24 protein-coding genes and 1 CRISPR repeat array (1 of these 25 running past the window's edge) are annotated in these 22,350 nt (G+C 52.5%); of the genes, 16 read left to right on the top strand and 8 right to left on the bottom strand.

Going from position 1 to position 22,350, the window contains the following annotated elements:
- Positions 1 to 1,498: direct repeats of the CRISPR family, unit length 29 nt; unit sequence GTGTTCCCCGCGCCAGCGGGGATAAACCG; it reaches 420 nt to the left of the window's first position.
- Between the two features lie 19 nt (positions 1,499 to 1,517).
- Positions 1,518 to 2,555: an alkaline phosphatase isozyme conversion aminopeptidase gene (gene iap, locus FEM44_RS03655; protein ID WP_130214491.1), complete on the bottom strand. Its 1,038-nt coding sequence runs from the start codon at positions 2,553 to 2,555 to the stop codon at positions 1,518 to 1,520.
- A 250-nt stretch (positions 2,556 to 2,805) separates the two neighbouring features.
- On the opposite strand from iap, the gene cysD reads away from it, so the two are divergent.
- The 12 genes from cysD to rpoS all read left to right on the top strand — a co-directional run bounded on the left by cysD (position 2,806) and on the right by rpoS (position 12,578).
- Positions 2,806 to 3,714 carry a sulfate adenylyltransferase subunit CysD gene (cysD, locus tag FEM44_RS03650; RefSeq protein ID WP_000372392.1) on the top strand — a complete coding sequence of 303 codons (909 nt, stop codon included), beginning with the start codon at positions 2,806 to 2,808 and terminating at the stop codon, positions 3,712 to 3,714.
- Position 3,715: 1 nt separating this feature from the next.
- Positions 3,716 to 5,143 (top strand): sulfate adenylyltransferase subunit CysN, encoded by a 1,428-nt coding sequence (gene cysN, locus FEM44_RS03645; protein ID WP_135521278.1) that lies wholly within the window; start codon positions 3,716 to 3,718, stop codon positions 5,141 to 5,143.
- Positions 5,143 to 5,748: an adenylyl-sulfate kinase gene (gene cysC / locus FEM44_RS03640; protein WP_135487416.1), complete on the top strand. Its 606-nt coding sequence runs from the start codon at positions 5,143 to 5,145 to the stop codon at positions 5,746 to 5,748. The genes cysN and cysC overlap by 1 nt, the downstream gene beginning before the upstream one ends.
- Before the next feature lie 49 nt (positions 5,749 to 5,797).
- Positions 5,798 to 6,121 carry a DUF3561 family protein gene (locus FEM44_RS03635; RefSeq protein ID WP_135521279.1) on the top strand — a complete coding sequence of 108 codons (324 nt, stop codon included), beginning with the start codon at positions 5,798 to 5,800 and terminating at the stop codon, positions 6,119 to 6,121.
- A gap of 193 nt (positions 6,122 to 6,314) precedes the next feature.
- Complete coding sequence (gene ftsB / locus FEM44_RS03630; RefSeq protein ID WP_000517476.1) at positions 6,315 to 6,626, top strand: cell division protein FtsB; 312 nt, start codon at positions 6,315 to 6,317, stop codon at positions 6,624 to 6,626.
- An 18-nt stretch (positions 6,627 to 6,644) separates the two neighbouring features.
- Positions 6,645 to 7,355 carry a 2-C-methyl-D-erythritol 4-phosphate cytidylyltransferase gene (gene ispD / locus FEM44_RS03625; protein WP_135521281.1) on the top strand — a complete coding sequence of 237 codons (711 nt, stop codon included), beginning with the start codon at positions 6,645 to 6,647 and terminating at the stop codon, positions 7,353 to 7,355.
- Positions 7,355 to 7,834, top strand: coding sequence for a 2-C-methyl-D-erythritol 2,4-cyclodiphosphate synthase (ispF, locus tag FEM44_RS03620; protein ID WP_001219242.1), 480 nt, complete (start codon positions 7,355 to 7,357; stop codon positions 7,832 to 7,834). Before ispD ends, ispF begins: the two co-directional genes overlap by 1 nt.
- Positions 7,831 to 8,880 (top strand): tRNA pseudouridine(13) synthase TruD, encoded by a 1,050-nt coding sequence (gene truD, locus FEM44_RS03615; protein ID WP_130259329.1) that lies wholly within the window; start codon positions 7,831 to 7,833, stop codon positions 8,878 to 8,880. Before ispF ends, truD begins: the two co-directional genes overlap by 4 nt.
- Positions 8,861 to 9,622 carry a 5'/3'-nucleotidase SurE gene (gene surE, locus FEM44_RS03610; RefSeq protein WP_001516955.1) on the top strand — a complete coding sequence of 254 codons (762 nt, stop codon included), beginning with the start codon at positions 8,861 to 8,863 and terminating at the stop codon, positions 9,620 to 9,622. Before truD ends, surE begins: the two co-directional genes overlap by 20 nt.
- Entirely contained in the window at positions 9,616 to 10,242 is a 627-nt protein-coding gene (gene pcm / locus FEM44_RS03605) for a protein-L-isoaspartate O-methyltransferase (RefSeq protein ID WP_000254703.1), read from the top strand. Before surE ends, pcm begins: the two co-directional genes overlap by 7 nt.
- A gap of 141 nt (positions 10,243 to 10,383) precedes the next feature.
- Positions 10,384 to 11,523 carry a murein hydrolase activator NlpD gene (gene nlpD / locus FEM44_RS03600; protein WP_135521283.1) on the top strand — a complete coding sequence of 380 codons (1,140 nt, stop codon included), beginning with the start codon at positions 10,384 to 10,386 and terminating at the stop codon, positions 11,521 to 11,523.
- A gap of 62 nt (positions 11,524 to 11,585) precedes the next feature.
- The gene (gene rpoS / locus FEM44_RS03595; RefSeq protein WP_000081550.1) at positions 11,586 to 12,578 is read left to right on the top strand and encodes an RNA polymerase sigma factor RpoS; all 993 of its coding nucleotides are present in this window, start codon (positions 11,586 to 11,588) and stop codon (positions 12,576 to 12,578) included.
- Positions 12,579 to 12,711: 133 nt separating this feature from the next.
- Here rpoS and FEM44_RS03590 read toward each other — a convergent pair whose 3' ends face one another.
- A complete protein-coding gene (locus FEM44_RS03590) occupies positions 12,712 to 13,119 on the bottom strand; it encodes a MarR family winged helix-turn-helix transcriptional regulator (RefSeq protein WP_135521285.1) in 408 nt (135 codons plus the stop codon).
- Positions 13,120 to 13,265: 146 nt separating this feature from the next.
- Here FEM44_RS03590 and FEM44_RS03585 point away from each other — a divergent pair, with 146 nt between their 5' ends.
- Genes FEM44_RS03585 through FEM44_RS03575 form a run of 3 tightly spaced genes read left to right on the top strand, consistent with a single transcriptional unit; the run spans position 13,266 to position 15,533 of the window.
- Positions 13,266 to 13,859 (top strand): non-oxidative hydroxyarylic acid decarboxylases subunit B, encoded by a 594-nt coding sequence (locus FEM44_RS03585; protein ID WP_135521287.1) that lies wholly within the window; start codon positions 13,266 to 13,268, stop codon positions 13,857 to 13,859.
- Positions 13,859 to 15,286 carry a non-oxidative hydroxyarylic acid decarboxylases subunit C gene (locus FEM44_RS03580; protein WP_046081190.1) on the top strand — a complete coding sequence of 476 codons (1,428 nt, stop codon included), beginning with the start codon at positions 13,859 to 13,861 and terminating at the stop codon, positions 15,284 to 15,286. The genes FEM44_RS03585 and FEM44_RS03580 overlap by 1 nt, the downstream gene beginning before the upstream one ends.
- A 10-nt stretch (positions 15,287 to 15,296) precedes the next feature.
- Complete coding sequence (locus FEM44_RS03575; RefSeq protein ID WP_015963262.1) at positions 15,297 to 15,533, top strand: non-oxidative hydroxyarylic acid decarboxylases subunit D; 237 nt, start codon at positions 15,297 to 15,299, stop codon at positions 15,531 to 15,533.
- A gap of 38 nt (positions 15,534 to 15,571) precedes the next feature.
- On the opposite strand, the gene FEM44_RS03570 is transcribed toward FEM44_RS03575, so the two are convergent.
- The 5 genes from FEM44_RS03570 to ltnD form a co-directional block, all read right to left on the bottom strand.
- Positions 15,572 to 16,936: a GntP family transporter gene (locus FEM44_RS03570; protein WP_130221535.1), complete on the bottom strand. Its 1,365-nt coding sequence runs from the start codon at positions 16,934 to 16,936 to the stop codon at positions 15,572 to 15,574.
- A gap of 88 nt (positions 16,937 to 17,024) precedes the next feature.
- Positions 17,025 to 17,801 carry an HPr family phosphocarrier protein gene (locus FEM44_RS03565; RefSeq protein WP_135521289.1) on the bottom strand — a complete coding sequence of 259 codons (777 nt, stop codon included), beginning with the start codon at positions 17,799 to 17,801 and terminating at the stop codon, positions 17,025 to 17,027.
- Positions 17,802 to 17,805: 4 nt separating this feature from the next.
- Positions 17,806 to 18,444: a 3-oxo-tetronate 4-phosphate decarboxylase gene (gene otnC / locus FEM44_RS03560; RefSeq protein WP_130214473.1), complete on the bottom strand. Its 639-nt coding sequence runs from the start codon at positions 18,442 to 18,444 to the stop codon at positions 17,806 to 17,808.
- Complete coding sequence (otnK, locus tag FEM44_RS03555) at positions 18,441 to 19,703, bottom strand: 3-oxo-tetronate kinase (protein ID WP_135521291.1); 1,263 nt, start codon at positions 19,701 to 19,703, stop codon at positions 18,441 to 18,443. The genes otnC and otnK overlap by 4 nt, the downstream gene beginning before the upstream one ends.
- Complete coding sequence (gene ltnD, locus FEM44_RS03550) at positions 19,700 to 20,608, bottom strand: L-threonate dehydrogenase (RefSeq protein WP_135521293.1); 909 nt, start codon at positions 20,606 to 20,608, stop codon at positions 19,700 to 19,702. Before ltnD ends, otnK begins: the two co-directional genes overlap by 4 nt.
- Positions 20,609 to 20,803: 195 nt before the next feature.
- Here ltnD and ygbI point away from each other — a divergent pair, with 195 nt between their 5' ends.
- The gene (gene ygbI, locus FEM44_RS03545; protein WP_135521295.1) at positions 20,804 to 21,571 is read left to right on the top strand and encodes a DNA-binding transcriptional repressor YgbI; all 768 of its coding nucleotides are present in this window, start codon (positions 20,804 to 20,806) and stop codon (positions 21,569 to 21,571) included.
- 49 nt (positions 21,572 to 21,620) lie between these two features.
- Here the strand turns inward: ygbI and pphB are convergent, their stop codons facing one another.
- Positions 21,621 to 22,277, bottom strand: coding sequence for a protein-serine/threonine phosphatase (gene pphB, locus FEM44_RS03540; protein ID WP_135521297.1), 657 nt, complete (start codon positions 22,275 to 22,277; stop codon positions 21,621 to 21,623).
- Between the last annotated feature and the right edge of the window lie 73 nt (positions 22,278 to 22,350).

Below are 22,350 nucleotides of genomic sequence, written 5' to 3'. Positions count from 1 at the left end.
TGCCAGGTGTTCCCCGCGCCAGCGGGGATAAACCGCAACCGCATTTTCCATCATTCTGGATACCACAGTGTTCCCCGCGCCAGCGGGGATAAACCGGCCACGAACACCACTTCGCCTGGCGGGTAAACGTGTTCCCCGCGCCAGCGGGGATAAACCGCGAATCTGGGATGCCGGCCCTGTTTCAGTGGACGTGTTCCCCGCGCCAGCGGGGATAAACCGGCAACACGACGCGCATCCCCCTCCAGTCGCTCGTGTTCCCCGCGCCAGCGGGGATAAACCGTTAACGCCGGGGATCATGTTGAGTTTGTCCACGTGTTCCCCGCGCCAGCGGGGATAAACCGTTGACTCGGGGCCTTTCCACATCCGGCCTTCAGTGTTCCCCGCGCCAGCGGGGATAAACCGGGATCGGCTGATACGTTCGGTGTCATGATTGGGTGTTCCCCGCGCCAGCGGGGATAAACCGTGTTGCTCATCATGTAGTTCAGTCACCAGTTCGTGTTCCCCGCGCCAGCGGGGATAAACCGCAGAACGCATTAATCAGGTGGTGGATATGAAAGTGTTCCCCGCGCCAGCGGGGATAAACCGCCTGCGGAGTTAATGCGACTTTCATCGCGGATGTGTTCCCCGCGCCAGCGGGGATAAACCGCGGCGCAGGTAGTTTTTCAGTGGCGCGATTTTGTGTTCCCCGCGCCAGCGGGGATAAACCGGTTGTCGGTGGCGGGGCGGAGATTGTGGCACCGTGTTCCCCGCGCCAGCGGGGATAAACCGTGCGATCACCTGAGACAGCGCAGTCACTGAATGTGTTCCCCGCGCCAGCGGGGATAAACCGACACTTCACTCTCTGCGCCAGTAGTGGCAGAGGTGTTCCCCGCGCCAGCGGGGATAAACCGTCATACCGATACTGGCTTGAGGGTGCATACAAGTGTTCCCCGCGCCAGCGGGGATAAACCGCACCTTTGCTGTGATATATGCTTGCATTATATGTGTTCCCCGCGCCAGCGGGGATAAACCGGCTGAGCGAGATTACGGTGTAATCCTTCCGGAGTGTTCCCCGCGCCAGCGGGGATAAACCGCGTACAGTATAACCTCATCCGGGAGCGTCTCAGTGTTCCCCGCGCCAGCGGGGATAAACCGCGTTCTGTAAGTAGCTAAATGTTTGCCGAGGCGTGTTCCCCGCGCCAGCGGGGATAAACCGGCATCGAACTGGATCAAGGTCGAAGTGATTACGTGTTCCCCGCGCCAGCGGGGATAAACCGGGCGTTTCATGCTCATTGTTACCAACCCGCCAGTGTTCCCCGCGCCAGCGGGGATAAACCGTAAAACACTCCCTGCCATTCGGGGGGGGATGTGTTCCCCGCGCCAGCGGGGATAAACCGTCAGAATTAAAAGTTTATATCGGTGCATATATGTGTTCCCCGCGCCAGCGGGGATAAACCGTCTAAAACTTTTTGATCAAATGTGCGGATATAGTGTTCCCCGCGCCAGCGGGGAACTCCCAACTCTCATTTTCAATCCCATCAAGACGCCTTCGCCAGCTCCTTCACCAACGGTAACATTATCCGCATAACATCACGGCAGCGGCGTTCTATTCTTCCAGGAAGTGCCTTATCTATATGCTGTTGATTATCCAGTCTTACGTCATGCCAGCTATTTCCCGCAGGGAATGCGGCTGTTTTTGCTCGTTGCTGATAACCATCCTTATTCCCAAGATTCCAGTTTGTCGCTTCCACCGAAAGTACAGCAATGCCCGCTTTGTCGAATATTTCTGCGTCATTACAACACCCAGTGCCTTTCGGATAGTTTTTATTCAAACCTGGATTTGTGGTGGCGGCAATTCCATGACTGCGGGCAATTGCCAGCGCCCGGTCGCGCGTTAATTTCCTTACTGCTTCAGGTGTTTTTACGCCACTGTTGAAATACAGCTTATCGCCAACAATCAGATTATCGAGGTTAATCACCAATAAAGTATTTTTCTTTTCGGTATCGCTCATGCGCTTGAGTAAATTCTCAGCACCTAATTTCCCTTCCTCTTCACCACTGGTGGCAATAAAACGAATCCCATACTCAGTCGGAATATCTTTCAGGCGTTCAGCCAGCTCCAGCATGACACCTAAACCTGCGGCATTATCATCCATTCCTTGTAACGTCAGCCCGCCAAGATTGGCATCTGCATCTGCGTCGCTCTGCGGGGCATAGGTATCCAGATGCGCCATAATGATGATCTGCTGCGGCGCTTTGCCTTCATGAGCGGCAATCACCGTACTTCCCGTCACGTTGTGCCAGTTTTTGCGGTTATCACGTGCGGTATAAATATATCGGCTATTAAATGTTCGAATATCACTGCGGTAACCCATTTGCTGAAACTGTTGCCGAATATAATCGGCAGATAACATTTCTGCGGGTGTTCCGGTCATGCGTCCCGGAAAGAAAGTGGCAATATGTCGCGCCTGTGTATTGGCAAAATCACCAGGCTTAGGTGATGAGGCGTGAACGGGGAGAATAAAGCATACGCCGAGCGCCAGGGCAGCGGTACGGTGGCGCAATGCGGAAAACATAGTGAGTCCTTAAATACCATGCAAAATTTTTACCGCCATAGTATGAAACTGCCGCTGCGCTAAAACAATTTCAAATCTTCCTAAACGCCCGAAATTCGGTAGCTTAAGCACTTTTTGATATTTGCTTTGCCAAAGCGTTATTCCGTTAAGGAACTACTCATTCCAATTGGTAATTTCATTCGTTCTCCTGGGCTCCCTATAGTCGAAACATCTGATGGCAAGAAAATAGCGGTATTGCAAAGGAACGGTTATGGATCAAAAACGACTTACCCACCTGCGGCAACTGGAGGCGGAAAGCATCCACATTATTCGCGAGGTGGCGGCAGAATTCTCAAATCCGGTGATGCTCTACTCCATCGGCAAAGATTCCAGCGTCATGCTGCATCTGGCGCGCAAGGCGTTTTATCCTGGTACGCTGCCGTTCCCACTGCTGCATGTCGATACCGGCTGGAAATTCCGCGAGATGTATGAGTTCCGCGATCGTACGGCGAAAGCTTACGGCTGCGAGTTGCTGGTACATAAAAACCCGGAAGGCGTGGCGATGGGGATTAACCCGTTCGTGCACGGCAGCGCCAAACATACCGACATTATGAAAACCGAAGGTTTGAAACAGGCACTGAATAAATACGGTTTTGATGCCGCTTTCGGTGGCGCACGTCGCGATGAAGAGAAGTCCCGCGCTAAAGAACGAATCTACTCTTTCCGTGACCGCTTTCATCGCTGGGATCCGAAAAACCAGCGCCCGGAGTTGTGGCACAACTATAACGGGCAGATCAACAAAGGCGAAAGCATCCGCGTTTTCCCGCTCTCTAACTGGACCGAGCAGGATATCTGGCAATACATCTGGCTGGAAAATATCGACATTGTTCCGCTGTATCTCGCCGCTGAACGTCCGGTTCTGGAACGCGACGGTATGTTGATGATGATTGATGACAACCGTATTGACCTGCAACCGGGTGAAGTGATTAAAAAACGGATGGTTCGCTTTCGCACGTTGGGCTGCTGGCCGCTGACCGGTGCGGTGGAGTCAAATGCACAAACGCTGCCGGAGATCATCGAAGAGATGCTGGTCTCCACCACCAGTGAGCGTCAGGGGCGCGTGATTGACCGCGACCAGGCAGGCTCTATGGAGCTGAAAAAACGTCAGGGGTATTTTTAAGATGAACACCGCACTTGCACAACAAATCGCCAATGAAGGCGGCGTCGAAGCCTGGATGATTGCGCAACAACATAAAAGCCTGCTGCGTTTTCTGACCTGTGGTAGCGTCGATGACGGCAAAAGTACCCTGATTGGTCGCCTGCTGCACGATACCCGCCAAATCTACGAAGATCAGCTCTCATCACTGCATAACGACAGTAAACGTCACGGCACTCAGGGCGAAAAACTGGATCTGGCGTTGCTGGTGGATGGCCTGCAAGCGGAACGCGAACAGGGCATCACTATAGATGTGGCTTATCGCTATTTCTCCACCGAGAAGCGTAAATTTATTATCGCCGACACCCCTGGGCATGAGCAGTACACCCGCAATATGGCGACCGGCGCGTCAACGTGTGAGCTGGCGATCTTATTGATCGATGCCCGTAAAGGCGTGCTCGATCAAACCCGTCGTCACAGTTTTATCTCCACGCTGTTGGGGATCAAACATCTGGTCGTAGCGATCAACAAAATGGATCTGGTGGATTACAGTGAAGAGACATTCACCCGCATTCGTGAAGACTACCTGACTTTTGCCGAACAATTGCCGGGCAATCTGGATATTCGTTTTGTACCGCTCTCTGCGCTGGAAGGCGACAATGTGGCTTCGCAAAGCGAAAGTATGCCGTGGTACAGCGGACCGACATTGCTCGAAGTGCTGGAAGCCGTGGAGATTCAGCGAGTGGTTGATGCCCAGCCGATGCGCTTCCCGGTTCAGTACGTTAACCGCCCGAATCTCGATTTTCGTGGCTATGCCGGAACGCTGGCTTCCGGCAGCGTGCAAGTCGGGCAACGTGTCAAAGTGCTGCCCTCTGGCGTGGAGTCAAACATCGCGCGGATCGTCACTTTTGATGGCGATCGCGAAGAAGCTTTTGCTGGAGAAGCGATCACCCTGGTGCTGACGGACGAGATCGACATCAGCCGTGGCGATCTGCTGTTGACAGCAGATGAAGCGTTACCGGCAGTGCAGAGCGCGTCAGTTGATGTGGTATGGATGGCGGAACAGCCACTTTCCCCTGGGCAGAGCTACGACATCAAAATTGCCGGTAAGAAGACGCGTGCTCGTGTTGATGGCATTCGTTATCAGGTTGATATTAATAACCTTACCCAACGCGAAGTTGAAAACCTGCCACTGAATGGGATCGGCCTCGTGGATCTCACCTTTGACGAGCCGCTGGTGTTAGATCGTTATCAACAAAATCCGGTGACGGGTGGGCTGATTTTTATCGATCGCCTGAGCAACGTGACTGTTGGTGCCGGTATGGTGCATGAGCCGAAAAACGAGGCCGCCGTTGCGCCGTCGGAATTTAGCGCGTTCGAGCTGGAACTGAATGCGTTAGTACGCCGCCACTTCCCGCACTGGGGCGCGCGCGATTTACTGGGAGGTAAATAATGGCGCTGCATGACGAAAACGTCGTCTGGCATAGCCATCCAGTTACACCGCAACAACGCGAGCAACACCACGGTCATCGTGGTGTTGTACTGTGGTTTACCGGCCTCTCCGGTTCCGGTAAATCAACCGTCGCGGGTGCGCTGGAAGAAGCACTGCATAAACTCGGGGTCAGTACGTATTTGCTGGATGGCGACAACGTTCGCCACGGTTTATGTAGCGATCTCGGTTTTAGCGATGCCGATCGTAAAGAAAATATCCGCCGGGTAGGTGAAGTGGCGAATTTAATGGTTGAAGCCGGACTGGTGGTGCTAACTGCATTTATTTCCCCACACCGTGGCGAACGTCAGATGGTTCGTGAACGTGTAGGGGAAGGACGGTTTATCGAAGTATTTGTCGATACGCCACTGGCGATTTGTGAAGCCCGAGATCCAAAAGGCTTGTATAAGAAAGCGCGTGCCGGTGAACTGCGCAACTTTACGGGAATAGACTCCGTTTACGAAGCGCCTGAATCGGCAGAAATTCATCTCAATGGTGAACAATTAGTAACAAATTTGGTTCAGCAATTATTAGACCTACTGAGACAGAACGATATTATCAGATCCTGAGACACCACCGGGTTTTCATGCCCGGTTCGTCAAAGTAACAGGATCAGATATGCGTAATAGCCATAACATTACACTAACAAATAGTGCTAGCCTTACCGAGGACGAAGAAACCATATGGTCGCTACCTGGGGCCGTGGTCGGTTTTGTCTCCTGGCTGTGTGCACTGGCGATTCCGATGTTAATTTATGGCTCTAACACGCTGTTTTTCTTTATCTACACCTGGCCTTTCTTTCTGGCGCTAATGCCTGTTGCGGTGGTGGTAGGTATTGCGCTGCACTCCTTGATGGACGGAAAATTACGCTACAGTATTGTTTTCACTTTTATCACCGTTGGCATTATGTTTGGTGCACTGTTTATGTGGTTGTTGGGCTAATCTGTTCTTTCCTGTTCATTCTGTCCATAATTCAAACCGTAACCAATAATGAGATTATGTTCTGCGCGCCCTGGGTATACGTAACAGTGGACAAATGTGGTACATTTGCCCGCGTTGTCGCGGTATCCCCAACAGAGGATGTAGAGTCGTCTTCGGATGCATGGGATGAGGATGCCGTTTTTCAGGGGGCAGGATGGGTAAACTAACGCTGCTGTTGCTGGCTATTCTGGTCTGGCTACAGTATTCGCTGTGGTTCGGTAAGAACGGTATACATGACTATACCCGCGTCAATGATGATGTGGCGGCACAGCAAGCTACAAACGCGAAACTTAAAGCGCGAAACGATCAGCTTTTTGCCGAAATTGACGATCTCAATGGCGGCCAGGAGGCGCTCGAAGAGCGTGCGCGTAATGAACTCAGCATGACCAGGCCGGGCGAAACTTTTTATCGTCTGGTGCCTGACGCGTCGAAGCGCGCGCAGTCTGCGGGGCAAAACAATCGATAAATCAGCCCAGGAATTAACATGGCAACCACTCATTTGGATGTTTGCGCCGTGGTTCCGGCGGCCGGATTTGGCCGCCGAATGCAAACGGAATGTCCTAAGCAATATCTCTCAATCGGTAATCAAACCATTCTTGAACACTCGGTGCATGCGCTGCTGGCGCATCCCCGGGTGACACGTGTCGTCATTGCAATAAGCCCTGGCGATAACCGCTTTGCTCAACTTCCTCTGGCGAATCATCCGCAAATCACCGTTGTTGATGGTGGTGAAGAGCGTGCTAATTCCGTGCTGGCTGGTCTGAAAGCCGCTGGCGACGCGCAGTGGGTACTGGTGCATGACGCCGCTCGCCCTTGTCTGCATCAGGATGACCTCGCGCGTCTGTTGGCGTTGAGCGAAACCAGCCGCACGGGGGGGATTCTTGCCGCACCGGTGCGCGATACCATGAAACGCGCCGAACCGGGCAAAAATGCCATCGCTCATACCGTTGATCGCAACGACTTATGGCACGCGCTGACGCCGCAATTTTTCCCTCGTGAGCTGTTACATGACTGCCTGACGCGCGCTTTAAATGAAGGCGCTACCATTACCGATGAGGCCTCAGCGCTGGAATACTGTGGTTTTCATCCACAGCTTGTCGAAGGCCGAGCAGATAACATTAAAGTCACGCGCCCGGAAGATTTGGCGCTTGCCGAATTTTACCTCACCCGAACCATCCATCAGGAGAATACATAATGCGAATTGGACACGGTTTTGATGTTCACGCCTTTGGCGGCGAAGGCCCAATTATCATTGGTGGCGTGCGCATCCCTTATGAAAAAGGACTGCTGGCACATTCTGATGGCGACGTGGCGCTGCACGCGCTGACCGATGCATTACTTGGTGCAGCGGCGCTGGGGGATATCGGCAAGCTATTCCCGGATACAGATCCCGCATTTAAAGGCGCTGACAGCCGCGAGCTGCTGCGCGAAGCTTGGCGACGCATTCAGGCGAAGGGCTATACCCTCGGCAACGTCGATGTCACTATCATCGCTCAGGCACCGAAGATGCTGCCACATATTCCACAAATGCGCGTGTTTATTGCCGAAGATCTCGGCTGCCATATGGATGATGTTAACGTGAAAGCCACTACTACGGAAAAACTCGGATTTACCGGACGTGGGGAAGGGATTGCCTGTGAAGCGGTGGCGCTACTCATTAAGGCAACAAAATGATTGAATTTGATAATCTCACTTACCTCCACGGCAAACCGCAAGGAACCGGGCTGCTGAAAGCCAACCCGGAAGACTTTGTGGTGGTGGAAGATTTAGGCTTTGAGCCTGATGGTGAAGGTGAGCATATCCTGGTGCGAATCCTCAAAAACGGCTGCAATACCCGTTTTGTGGCCGACGCACTGGCGAAATTCCTGAAAATTCATGCCCGCGAAGTCAGTTTCGCCGGGCAGAAAGACAAACATGCCGTTACGGAACAATGGTTATGCGCTCGGGTACCGGGCAAAGAGATGCCTGATCTGAGCGCGTTTCAACTGGAAGGCTGCCAGGTACTGGAGTATGCGCGCCACAAACGTAAACTGCGTTTAGGGGCGCTGAAAGGCAATGCCTTTACCCTGGTGCTGCGAGAAGTGAGCAATCGTGATGACGTTGAACAGCGATTGATCGATATTTGCGTGAAAGGTGTACCGAATTACTTTGGCGCGCAACGTTTTGGTATTGGTGGTAGTAATTTGCAGGGCGCGTTGCGCTGGGCGCAAACCAATACTCCGGTGCGCGATCGCAATAAGCGTAGTTTTTGGTTGTCGGCAGCTCGTAGTGCGTTGTTTAATCAGATTGTTGCTGAGCGTCTCAAAAAAGCAGAAGTTAATCAGGTTGTTGACGGTGATGCGCTACAATTAGCCGGGCGCGGCAGCTGGTTTGTTGCAACTAACGAAGAACTGGCGGAATTACAGCGTCGCGTGAACGATAAAGAGTTGTTAATTACAGCTGCAATGCCGGGGAGCGGCGAATGGGGAACCCAGCGTGAGGCGCTGGCATTCGAACAAGCAGCTGTCGCCGAAGAAACTGAATTACAAGCCTTACTGCTGCGCGAAAAAGTTGAGGCGGCGCGCAGAGCGATGCTGTTATATCCGCAACAATTAAGCTGGAACTGGTGGGATGACGTCACCGTCGAAATCCGTTTCTGGCTTCCGGCAGGAAGCTTTGCAACCAGCGTTGTCAGGGAACTTATCAACACAACAGGTGATTATGCGCATATTGCTGAGTAATGATGACGGGGTACATGCGCCCGGTATACAAACGCTGGCGAAAGCTCTGCGTGAGTTTGCTGACGTTCAGGTGGTCGCCCCGGATCGTAACCGCAGCGGCGCTTCAAATTCCCTGACGCTGGAATCCTCCCTGCGCACGTTTACCTTTGAAAATGGTGATATCGCCGTGCAAATGGGAACCCCGACCGATTGTGTCTATCTTGGCGTGAATGCTCTGATGCGTCCGCGCCCGGATATTGTGGTTTCGGGTATTAACGCCGGGCCGAATCTGGGTGATGATGTTATTTATTCCGGCACGGTAGCCGCCGCGATGGAAGGCCGTCATTTAGGTTTTCCGGCGCTGGCCGTTTCACTTGACGGGCATAAACATTACGACACTGCTGCAGCGGTCACCTGTTCCATTTTGCGCGCACTGTGTAAAGAGCCGCTGCGTACCGGACGTATTCTCAATATCAACGTACCTGATTTACCGCTGGATCAGATTAAAGGTATCCGCGTGACTCGCTGCGGTACACGACATCCGGCAGATCAAGTGATTCCGCAGCAGGATCCGCGCGGTAATACGCTGTACTGGATTGGCCCGCCGGGCGGTAAGTGTGATGCCGGTCCGGGGACCGATTTTGCTGCGGTAGATGAAGGCTACGTCTCCATCACGCCGCTGCATGTAGATTTAACCGCGCACAACGCGCAAGATGTGGTTTCAGACTGGTTAAACAGCGTGGGAGTTGGCACGCAATGGTAAGCAGACGCGTACAAGCACTTCTGGATCAATTACGTGCGCAAGGTATTCAGGATGAGCAGGTGCTTAATGCACTTGCTGCCGTGCCGCGTGAAAAATTCATCGATGAAGCGTTTGAACAAAAAGCCTGGGACAATATCGCGTTGCCGATAGGTCAGGGGCAGACAATTTCGCAGCCGTATATGGTGGCGCGAATGACTGAATTACTTGAACTGACGCCGCAGTCGCGAGTGCTGGAGATCGGCACTGGTTCAGGATATCAAACAGCAATTCTGGCACATCTTGTCCAGCATGTATGCTCGGTCGAGCGGATTAAAGGATTGCAGTGGCAGGCGCGCAGACGTCTGAAAAATCTTGATTTACACAATGTTTCAACCCGTCACGGTGATGGATGGCAAGGTTGGCAAGCACGTGCGCCGTTTGACGCTATCATTGTAACGGCAGCACCGCCCGAAATCCCGACAGCGTTAATGACGCAACTGGATGAAGGCGGCATTCTCGTCTTACCCGTAGGGGAAGAGCACCAGTATTTAAAGCGGGTGCGTCGTCGGGGAGGCGAATTTATTATCGACACCGTGGAGGCTGTGCGCTTTGTTCCCTTAGTAAAGGGGGAGCTGGCTTAGCGCGTGAGGAAAATACCTGGAATTTTCCTGGTTATTTTGCAGCAGGTCAGCGTATCGTGAACATCTTTTCCAGTGTTCAGTAGGGTGCCTTGCACGGTAATTATGTCACTGGTTATTAACCAATTTTTTCCTGGGGGATAAATGAGCGCGGGAAGCCCAAAATTCACCGTTCGCCGTATTGCGGCTTTGTCACTGGTTTCGCTATGGTTGGCTGGCTGTTCTGACACTTCAAATCCACCGGCACCGGTCAGCTCCGTCAATGGCAATACGCCTGCAAATACCAATTCTGGTATGTTGATTACGCCGCCACCGAAGATGGGGACGACGTCTACAACGCAGCAACCGCAAATTCAGCCGGTACAACAGCCACAAATTCAATCGGCTCAACAGCCGCAAATCCAACCAGTACAGCCTGTTGCCCAACAACCGGTGCAAATGGAAAACGGACGCATCGTCTATAACCGTCAGTACGGGAATATTCCGAAAGGCAGTTATAGCGGCAGTACTTACACCGTGAAAAAAGGCGACACGCTTTTCTATATTGCCTGGATTACCGGCAACGATTTCCGTGACCTTGCCCAACGCAATAATATTCAGGCGCCATACGCGTTGAACGTCGGTCAGACCTTACAGGTGGGGAATGCTTCCGGTACGCCAATCACTGGCGGAAATGCCATTACCCAGGCCGATGCAGCAGAGCAAGGAGTTGTGATCAAACCTGCACAAAATTCCACCGTTGCTGTTGCGTCGCAACCGACAATTACGTATTCTGAATCTTCGGGTGAACAGAGTGCTAACAAAATGTTGCCAAACAACAAGCCAACTGCGACCACGGTCACAGCGCCTGTAACGGTACCAACAGCAAGCACAACCGAGCCAACTGTCAGCAGTACAACAACCAGTACGCCGATCTCCACCTGGCGCTGGCCGACTGAGGGCAAAGTGATTGAAACCTTTGGCGCTTCTGAGGGAGGCAACAAGGGGATTGATATCGCAGGTAGCAAAGGACAGGCAATTATCGCGACCGCAGATGGCCGCGTTGTTTATGCCGGTAATGCGCTGCGCGGCTACGGTAATCTGATTATCATCAAACATAATGATGATTACCTGAGTGCCTACGCCCATAACGACACAATGCTGGTCCGGGAACAACAAGAAGTTAAGGCGGGGCAAAAAATAGCGACCATGGGTAGCACCGGAACCAGTTCAACACGCTTGCATTTTGAAATTCGTTACAAGGGGAAATCCGTAAACCCGCTGCGTTATTTGCCGCAGCGATAAATCGGCGGAACCAGGCTTTTGCTTGAATGTTCCGTCAAGGGATCACGGGTAGGAGCCACCTTATGAGTCAGAATACGCTGAAAGTTCATGATTTAAATGAAGACGCGGAATTTGATGAGAATGGAGTTGAGGTTTTTGACGAAAAGGCCTTAGTTGAAGAGGAACCCAGTGATAACGATTTGGCCGAAGAGGAGCTGTTATCGCAGGGCGCAACACAGCGTGTGCTAGACGCGACTCAGCTTTATCTTGGTGAGATTGGTTATTCGCCACTGTTAACGGCCGAAGAAGAAGTTTATTTTGCGCGTCGCGCACTGCGTGGTGATGTCGCCTCTCGCCGCCGGATGATCGAGAGTAACTTGCGTCTGGTGGTAAAAATTGCCCGCCGTTATGGCAATCGTGGTCTGGCGCTGCTGGACCTTATCGAAGAGGGTAACCTGGGGCTGATCCGCGCGGTTGAGAAGTTTGACCCGGAACGTGGTTTCCGCTTCTCAACTTACGCAACCTGGTGGATTCGCCAGACGATCGAACGGGCCATTATGAACCAAACCCGTACTATTCGTTTGCCGATTCACATCGTAAAGGAGCTGAACGTTTACCTGCGAACCGCACGTGAGTTGTCCCATAAGCTGGACCACGAACCGAGTGCGGAAGAGATCGCAGAGCAACTGGATAAGCCAGTTGATGACGTCAGCCGTATGCTTCGTCTTAACGAGCGCATTACCTCGGTAGACACCCCATTGGGTGGTGATTCCGAAAAAGCGTTGCTGGATATCCTGGCCGATGAAAAAGAGAACGGTCCGGAAGACACCACGCAAGATGACGATATGAAACAAAGCATCGTCAAATGGCTGTTCGAACTGAACGCCAAGCAGCGTGAAGTGCTGGCACGTCGATTCGGTTTGCTGGGGTACGAAGCGGCAACACTGGAAGATGTAGGTCGTGAAATTGGCCTCACCCGTGAACGTGTTCGCCAGATTCAGGTTGAAGGCCTGCGCCGTCTGCGTGAGATTTTGCAGACTCAGGGGCTGAATATCGAAGCGCTGTTCCGCGAATAAGCAAAGTACCATTAAGAAAGGCCAGTCTCTTATGAGGCTGGCCTTTTTTTATCTGATGATAAAGTCTCAAAAGAGCTCGGACAGTCCCCTTGCCGTTCGGGGAGAGGGTACAGAACGGCTCCGGCGTAATATGCTAAGCAGCCATCATTTTTCGCACCAGTTGCATAAACAGCTCTTGCTCATCTCTACTCAAACGCCCCAAAAATTCTTCATCCACGCCGTCACCAATGGGGATAGCCGCCGCAAGTACCTTTTCCCCTTCCGCAGTCAGCCAGACAAAGCGCCGTCGCTTATCGACGGTGTCATGCTCTCGTCTGACCAGACCACGATTTTCCATTCTTGCCAGAATTTCCGCCAGCGTTGCCTTAGTGCTGACAGCTGCTTCTATCAGCGCAACCTGCTCTATACCGGGTTGTTCAGCAATAGCGCGCATTACCGCGTACTGCGGTTTAGTAAGGTCAGGTAGCTCATGCTGCCAGCGAGACGTGTGTTGCTGAAAAAGCTGTCGTAACTGATGGAACGCTTTATTTCGTAACGCCATGTAAACTCCGGGCTAACTTTCTGTCGCTATCATAGCTGTTTTTCAGTGACGAAGGGGATGTTGTTACTTTTCTGCACTTGCCGCTACGTGAATAGAAGGGTATGTTAATAATAACGTTCGTGTACGAACAATTAAGGAAATAAAAAATGAGACTGATCGTCGGGATGACTGGGGCTACAGGTGCGCCTCTTGGTGTGGCATTACTGCAAGCACTAAAGAAGGTGCCCGGTGTTGAAACACATCTCGTGATGTCGAAGTGGGCGAAAACTACCATTGAACTGGAAACGCCCTACAGCGTCCACGATGTCGCGGCCCTGGCAGACTATTGCCATAACCCGGCGGATCAGGCGGCGACTATCTCCTCAGGTTCCTTTCGTACCGATGGCATGATCGTTATTCCGTGCAGCATGAAGACGCTGGCTGGTATCCGTGCTGGCTATGCCGATGGGCTGGTGGGGCGCGCTGCTGATGTTGTTCTCAAAGAAGGGCGCAAGCTGGTGCTGGTGCCGCGTGAAATGCCGCTCAGTACTATCCACCTTGAAAATATGCTCGCGCTTTCCCGTATGGGCGTGGCGATGATACCGCCCATGCCTGCCTTCTATAACCATCCCGAAACGGTAGATGACATTGTCCACCACGTGGTTGCCCGCGTGATGGATCAGTTTGGCCTCGAACATCCTCAAGCCAGGCGCTGGCAAGGATTGCCGCAGTCCGGGAGTTTTTCTCAGGAGAATGAATAATGGCTTTTGATGATTTACGCAGCTTTTTACAGGCACTCGACGACCAGGGACAATTGCTGAAAATTAGTGAGGAGGTTAACGCCGAGCCAGATCTGGCCGCTGCTGCCAACGCCACTGGGCGTATCGGCGACGGCGCACCCGCGCTGTGGTTTGATAATATTCGCGGCTTTACCGATGCGCGAGTGGCGATGAACACCATCGGTTCCTGGCAGAACCACGCGATTTCCCTCGGCCTGCCGCCGAACACGCCGGTTAAAAAACAGATTGATGAGTTTATCCGCCGCTGGGATAACTTCCCGATTGCCCCGGAGCGCCGCGCGAATCCAGCCTGGGCGCAGAACACTGTCGATGGCGAAGAGATTAACCTGTTCGATATTCTGCCGCTGTTTCGCCTGAACGATGGCGATGGCGGTTTCTATCTCGATAAAGCCTGCGTGGTTTCCCGCGATCCGCTCGACCCGGATAACTTCGGCAAGCAGAATGTCGGCATCTACCGTATGGAAGTGAAGGGCAAGCGTAAGCTCGGCCTGCAACCGGTGCCAATGCACGATATCGCCCTGCATCTGCATAAAGCGGAAGAGCGTGGCGAAGATTTGCCGATAGCCATCACTCTTGGTAACGATCCGATCATCACGCTGATGGGCGCTACACCGCTGAAATACGATCAGTCTGAGTACGAAATGGCGGGCGCGCTGCGCGAAAGCCCATACCCGATCGCTACCGCCCCACTGACCGGTTTTGATGTGCCGTGGGGCTCGGAAGTAATTCTCGAAGGTGTTATCGAAAGCCGTAAACGCGAAATTGAAGGGCCATTCGGTGAGTTTACCGGCCACTACTCCGGCGGGCGCAACATGACCGTGGTGCGCATCGATAAAGTCTCTTACCGCACGAAACCGATTTTCGAATCGCTCTATCTCGGTATGCCGTGGACCGAAATCGACTACCTGATGGGGCCAGCCACCTGTGTGCCGCTGTATCAGCAACTTAAAGCTGAGTTCCCGGAAGTACAGGCGGTAAACGCCATGTACACCCACGGCCTGCTGGCGATAATCTCCACCAAAAAACGCTACGGCGGCTTTGCCCGCGCGGTGGGCCTGCGTGCGATGACCACGCCGCACGGTCTGGGCTACGTGAAGATGGTGATTATGGTCGATGAAGACGTTGATCCGTTCAACCTGCCGCAGGTGATGTGGGCGCTCTCCTCGAAAGTGAACCCGGCAGGGGACCTGGTGCAGTTGCCGAATATGTCCGTGCTGGAACTTGACCCAGGCTCAAGTCCGGCGGGGATCACCGACAAGTTGATTATCGACGCCACCACGCCTGTCGCCCCGGACAACCGTGGTCACTACAGCCAGCCGGTGGTGGATTTACCGGAAACCAAAGCCTGGGCTGAAAAACTGACCGCTATGCTGGCCGCACGTAAATAAGGAGAACAAGATGATTTGTCCACGTTGTGCCGATGAACAGATTGAAGTGATGGCGAAATCGCCGGTGAAAGATGTCTGGACGGTCTACCAGTGCCAGCATTGCCTTTATACCTGGCGCGATACCGAACCGCTGCGTCGCACCAGCCGCGAACATTACCCGGAAGCGTTTCGTATGACGCAAAAAGATATTGATGACGCGCCGATGGTGCCGAGCATTCCGCCGCTGCTGGCGGAAGATAAGCGCTAAATAAAAGGTCCGATGCCCATCGGACCTTTTTATTAAGGTCAAATTACCGCCCATACGCACCAGGTAATTAAGAATCCGGTAAAGCCGAGAATGGTCGTTAACACTGTCCAGGTTTTCAGACCGTCTGCTACCGACAACCCCAGATATTTGGTCACAATCCAGAACCCTGAGTCATTAATATGTGACGCGCCAAGCCCACCAAAGCAGGCCGCCAGCGTCACCAGTACGCACTGAATTGGATTCAATCCCATCACCGCTTCCGAGAGTAACCCCCCGGTTGTCAGGATTGCTACGGTGGCTGAACCCTGCGATGCGCGCAGCGCCAGAGAAATAATAAATGCCGCAGGCAACAGAGGCAGGTCAATCATTTGTAACATATTGGCAAGGGCTTTACCGACGCCAGACTCCACCAGCACTTTGCCAAATACCCCACCGGCACCAGTAACCAGAATCACTACCGCCGCAGTGGGAAGGGCTGAGCCCATAATGTCGCTGGTGTGTTGTAAGCTCCAGCCGCGACGTAAGGCCAGTAACCAGAATGCCAGCACCAGCGCAATCATCAGAGCCACCATCGGTGAGCCGAGCAGTTGCAGAGTACCAAGCAGGGGATGCGAGGCTGGCATTAGCGTTGCGGAAACCGTACCCGCCATAATAATCGCGATAGGAATAACAATTAATGAGGTGACCAGCGCGACGCCCGGCGGATTTATTTTATCGCTTAATTTTGTCTCGCCTTCCTCACTGGCTGGTGCCAGCTGCATCTGTTCCAGTACTTCCACCGACATCGCATATTGGCGCTTATTGATTATTTTCGCTGCAAAATAGCCGACAATGCCTACAGGAATAGAAATTGCGATACCGATTATGGTCAGCCAGCCGATGTCTGCGTGGAGTAGCCCGGCAGCGGCAACGGGACCTGGATGCGGCGGTACTGCCACGTGAACAGTAAGCATTATCCCGGCGACCGGCAGGCCAAATTTAAGCGGCGATATTTTGGCGACCTTGGCAAAGCCGTAAATGATTGGCGCAAGAATAATAAAGCCGACATCAAAGAAAACAGGAATACCGAGGAAGAACGCTGCCAGAGTCAGTGCGGCAATAGTCCGTTTATCTCCTAACTTGCGGCTGAAATAATTAGCCAGCGACTCTGCGCCGCCAGAGTGTTCAATCATGCGACCCAGCATGGCACCAAGGCCGATAATGATGGTGACGGAGCCAAGCACACCGCCCATCCCGGCGATCATCACTTTACCCACTTCGCCCGCCGGGATACCCGCCGCAAGTGCGACTAACAGGCTGACGAGAAGCAGAGCAACGAATGGTTGTACCTTTGCCTTGATGACCAGCAGCAACAGCATGATTACGCCAGCTAACGCAATGCATAACAATGTAATTGTGGACATGGAAAACCCTGTCTGAAAGTTATAGTTAACCTACCCCATCCGTAGATGGGGGGATGTATGGGTACGTTGTAATTATGGATTGAGCGAATTAGCGCCAGGCGTCGAACCAGCCAAGCCCTTCTTCGGTGAGGCCACGAGGTTTGTATTCACAACCGATCCAGCCCTGATATCCCACCTCATCGAACAGGCGGAACAGCCACGGATAGTTGATCTCACCATCGTCCGGTTCATGTCGATCGGGCAGTCCGGCAATTTGTACGTGGGCATATTTCCCGGCGTAGTCGCGGATTAAATGCGTCAGGTCGCCATCCACTTTTTGCGCATGGAAAGTATCCAGTTGAATAAACACGTTATCTCGCGCAACCTCTTCAACAATAGCCAGTGCCTGATACTGGCTGGAGAAGAGATAATGAGGCTTAACGCCGGGGCTGAGTGCTTCAACCAAAACTCGCTTGCCGTGTGGCGCAAAGCTGTCGGCAGCGTAGCGGAGATTATCGATAAATACTGCCCGGTACCGTTCAGCATCTTCGCCAGCGGGCACGACGCCTGCCATCACATGGACTTGTTCACAATTGAGCGCCAATGCATATTCCAGTGCCAGGTCGATGTCTGCGCGTGCTTCGTGCTCACGTCCGGGAAGGGCGGATAATCCCCATTCCCCCGCATTAACATCTCCGGGAGCGGTATTGAACAGCGCCAGCGTCAGATGATTTTGCGCCAGTTGCTGCTGGATTTGCTGGGTGGAGTAGTCATAGGGAAACAGAAATTCCACAGCATCAAACCCGGCTTTTCGCGCTGCGGCGAAGCGTTCAATAAAAGGCACTTCGGTGAACATCATGGATAAATTAGCTGCAAAACGAGGCATTGCATTAACTCCTTAATTCCGCAATTTCACCTGCGGTCAGATAACGGATCGGGCGGTCACCGAGAATAAAAATCAGCTTTGCCGTTTCCTCCAGTTCTTCCATATTGTTGGCGGCTTCTTGTAGGCTTTCACCGCAAACGACTGGGCCATGATTTGCCAGTAAAAAAGCCTGATTATCTGCTGCCAGTTCCGCCAGATCCTGCGCGATGCGTTTATCGCCCGGGCGGTAATAGGGCACCAGCGGGACATTTCCCATCCGCATCACCACGTATGGTGTGAATGGACGAATAACGTTGCTGCTGTCCAGCCCTTGCAGGCAGGAAAGCGCCGTCGACCATGTACTGTGCAAATGCACCACCGCTTTACAGCGCGGATTGTTGCGATACAGCGCCAGATGAAAGAGCACTTCTTTCGAGGGTTTGTCACCACTTAGCCATTCACCATCAGCGGTAACTTTGGAAAGCCGCTGCGGATCGAGATTGCCCAGGCAAGAGCCTGTCGGCGTCGCCAGTAAATTCCCGTCAGGTAAAAGCAGAGACAGATTGCCAGCCGAACCGGTGGCATAGCCGCGCTGAAAGAATGAACTGGCAATCCGTGTCATCTCCTCTCGCAAAGACTGCTCTGCTTTTGCGAAATCGCTCATGATAAAAACTCTCTTTGGGCTCGTGAAAAAAAGACCTCATCGCCAAAGTTGCCGGATTTAAGGGCGAGTGAGACAGGTTTATCCAGTGCGTTTACCCACGGTACGCCGGGGGAAATGGTTGGGCCAATATGAAACCCTTTTATGCCCAGGCTCTGCGTGACCACGCCGGAGGTTTCACCGCCTGCGACAATAAAGCGTGTCACACCTTCCGCTGCTAACCGGGCAGCCAGTTGCGAAAACAGCGCCTCCACTGCCTGACTGGCTTTTTGTGCACCATATTGCTGTTGAATTGCTGCCAGTGCGTCAGTGCTGGCGGTGGCAAAAACCAGAGGAGCAAGTTCACTTTCCTGGCTCAGAACCCATTCCGCCAGTTCGTGTGCATAAGCGGGCAGAGTTTCAGTTGAGAGGCAGCGTGCCACATCAACTTCACGGGCTGGTGCAATTTGACGGTAATGTGCCACCTGGCGGTTGGTCATTTGAGAGCATGACCCGGAGAGCACTACGCCGCGCCCAGCGAGCGGATGCCCCGCTTCGCGCGCCTGGCTACCGTTTTCTTGCGCCCACTGCCGGGCAAGGCCAATCGCCAGGCCAGAACCGCCCGTTACCAGTGCGGCATCGCGTAAGGCTTCTCCCTGTATTTCCAGATGGTGTTCGGTCAGCGCATCAAGCACCGCGTAGCGATAGCCCTCTTGCTGTAAGCGAGCTAGTTCCTGACGCACGGCTTCCACACCTTGTTCGAAAACATGCGCCGAAACGACGCCGCAGCGTCCCGTGGATTGCGCTTCAACCAGACGGGGAAGGTAGCTGTCGGTCATGGGATTTACCGGATGATGGCGCATCCCGGATTCGGCCAGCAGTTGATTCATAACGAACAAATAACCCTGATAAACCGTGCGTCCGTTGACCGGCAGAGCCGGAGAAAAGACTGTAAACGGCGTGTCGAGAGCATCCATCAATGCATCGGTAACCGGGCCGATATTACCTTTCGCCGTACTGTCGAAAGTGGAGCAGTATTTGAAATAAATCTGACGGCAACCTTGTTGTTGCAACCAGCGAAGAGCCGCCAGCGATTGCTGTGTGGCTTCAGCCACCGGGCAGGAGCGCGTTTTCAGACTGATTACCAGCGCGTCGATTGCCTCCGGCATTTCACCTGTTGGAACACCGTTTATTTGTACCGTTGGTAGACCGTTTTCCACCAGAAAACTGGCGATATCCGTCGCGCCGGTAAAATCATCGGCGATAACGCCAATCTTGATCATGATTTCGCTCCCGGTAGGGTGATGCCAGAGAAAATCTTGATGACTGCGCTATCGTCTTCTTTCCCGTAACCCGCGTTGCTGGCGCTGGTGAACATATTCAATGCTGTTGAGGCCAATGGCAGTGGGAAGTGCAGGGCTTTGGCGGTATCGGCAACCAGACCAAGATCCTTAACAAAAATATCGACGGCTGAATGCGGGGTGTAATCGCCATCCACCACATGACGCATCCGGTTTTCGAACATCCAGGAATTTCCGGCGGCATTGGTCACGACGTCATACATTACATCCAGTGGGATTCCCGCACGGGCAGCAAGCGCCATCGCTTCGGCTCCGGCCGCAATATGCACGCCCGCTAACAGCTGGTGGATAATTTTTACGGTCGAACCCAGCCCCGGTTCTGCGCCAATGCGATAAACTTTTCCGGCAACGGCTTCCAGCACGGGAGCCAGGCGTTCAAAGGCAACATCGCTACCGGAGGCCATGACAGTCATTTCACCGTTAGCGGCTTTTACTGCACCACCAGAAACCGGCGCATCCAGCATTTCCAGATTGAACCCAGCCAGAGCGGTAGCAATTTCTTGCGCATCAGCACTAGCGATAGTGGAAGAAACCATTACTGCCGTACCGGGTTTCAGATGTTGTGCAACACCTTTTTCACCAAACAGCACCTGTTTAACCTGGGCCGCATTGACCACCAGTACCAGCAGAGCGTCCAGTTTGTCGGCAAATGTCGCGGCGTTATCAGAAACCCCGCAAGCACCAGCCTCTTTCAACGTAGCGCAGGCATTGCTGTTCAGGTCTGCGCCCCAGGTAGAAAGACCTGCGCGGACACATGACAGCGCCGCTCCCATTCCCATTGATCCCAAACCAACGATTCCGACATGAAACTCAGATCCCGTCTTCATCTGCTCTCCTTGTTAATTTAAGTGATATTTTGTTTGATGTTGTGAATATAAGCGCCAGGAGATAACGATATGGTGACCTGATTCACAAAAATTAACAATGTGTGTTATTTTATGTGAACTAAGCGATAGTTGCGCTGCGCATGTTTCGCAGGCAAATAGCGTAGAATGTCCGCAGGACAAAGGAAGGAGCAAAAGTTGATACCCGTAGAGCGTCGCCAAATCATCCTTGAGATGGTAGCTGAAAAAGGCATTGTCAGTATTGCTGAACTGACGGACAGAATGAATGTGTCACATATGACCATTCGTCGGGATTTACAAAAACTTGAGCAGCAGGGCGCCGTTGTGCTGGTGTCCGGAGGCGTTCAGTCTCCGGGACGCGTGGCGCATGAACCTTCTCATCAGGTAAAAACTGCGCTGGCAATGACGCAAAAAGCGGCGATTGGCAAGCTGGCGGCAAGTCTTGTTCAGCCGGGAAGTTGTATCTATCTGGATGCGGGAACGACTACGTTAGCGATTGCACAGCATCTGATTCACATGGAGTCACTGACTGTGGTCACAAACGATTTTGTTATTGCGGACTACTTGCTCGACAACAGTAATTGCACAATTATTCACACTGGTGGCGCAGTGTGTCGGGAAAACCGTTCTTGTGTCGGGGAAGCCGCTGCGACCATGCTGCGTAGCTTGATGATTGATCAGGCTTTTATTTCTGCATCGTCATGGAGCGTGCGGGGGATCTCTACGCCAGCGGAAGATAAAGTCACGGTGAAACGGGCGATTGCCAGTGCCAGCCGCCAGCGAGTTCTGGTCTGTGATGCCACAAAATATGGTCAGGTGGCGACATGGCTGGCGTTACCGTTGAGCGAGTTTGATCAGATCATTACTGACGATGGTCTGCCAGAGAGTGCCAACCGCGCCCTGACGAAGCTGGATCTCTCTTTGCTTGTAGCGAAAAATGAATAATGGCCTGAAATAACACCGGGTACTCATGCTTCACTGAAGAAGCATGAGACTACTTTATTTTGTAAAATGACAGGCGTCCGCTTTTCGGTGATCCGGTATCAATATAGATCTGATTAGCGAATGTCTGAATGTTATCAAACATCATATGGCCAAATATAAAATAGTCAGCGCCGTTTATTTTTTGTAACTCGCCATTAAGCGATTTCTGCACACGATCAACAGGCCAGAGTAATTCGCTTTCCGCTATTTCTTTTCCGAACTGATATTCATCACCCGGATAATCTGCATGTGCGATGACATATTTTATTATGTCGTTGGTAATTTCAATAATATGCGGAAGGTGATGGAATTTCAGCAACAGATCTATTGCCTCTTGTTGTTCCGTATCATTTAAATCAAAAAACCAGTCACCGCCGTTGGCTAACCACATATTACCATCACCTGTAGCGAACGCATCAAGCGCCATCGCTTCGTGGTTGCCTTTTACGGTGGTAAACCAGGGCTGGTTTAACATGCGCAGCACATTAAGACTCTCAGGCCCACGATCAATGTTATCGCCTGTGGAAATAAGCAAGTCAGTTTCGGGACAAAAAGATAATTGATGTAAACGGGATTGTAATAATTGATAATCCCCATGAATATCACCAACGGCCCATATATGGCGATAGTGATGAGCATCAATTTTTTGATAGCGTGTAGATGGCATGGTTTTACCCTGTAAAATAAGCTTTCCTATTATACAGGGTATTTTTATTTGATTCGTCAGTTGTCGTTAATAT

It is taken from the genome of Escherichia sp. E4742 (genome assembly GCF_005843885.1).
GTDB lineage: Bacteria > Pseudomonadota > Gammaproteobacteria > Enterobacterales > Enterobacteriaceae > Escherichia.
This window is presented reverse-complemented; position numbering and strand designations above follow the sequence as displayed.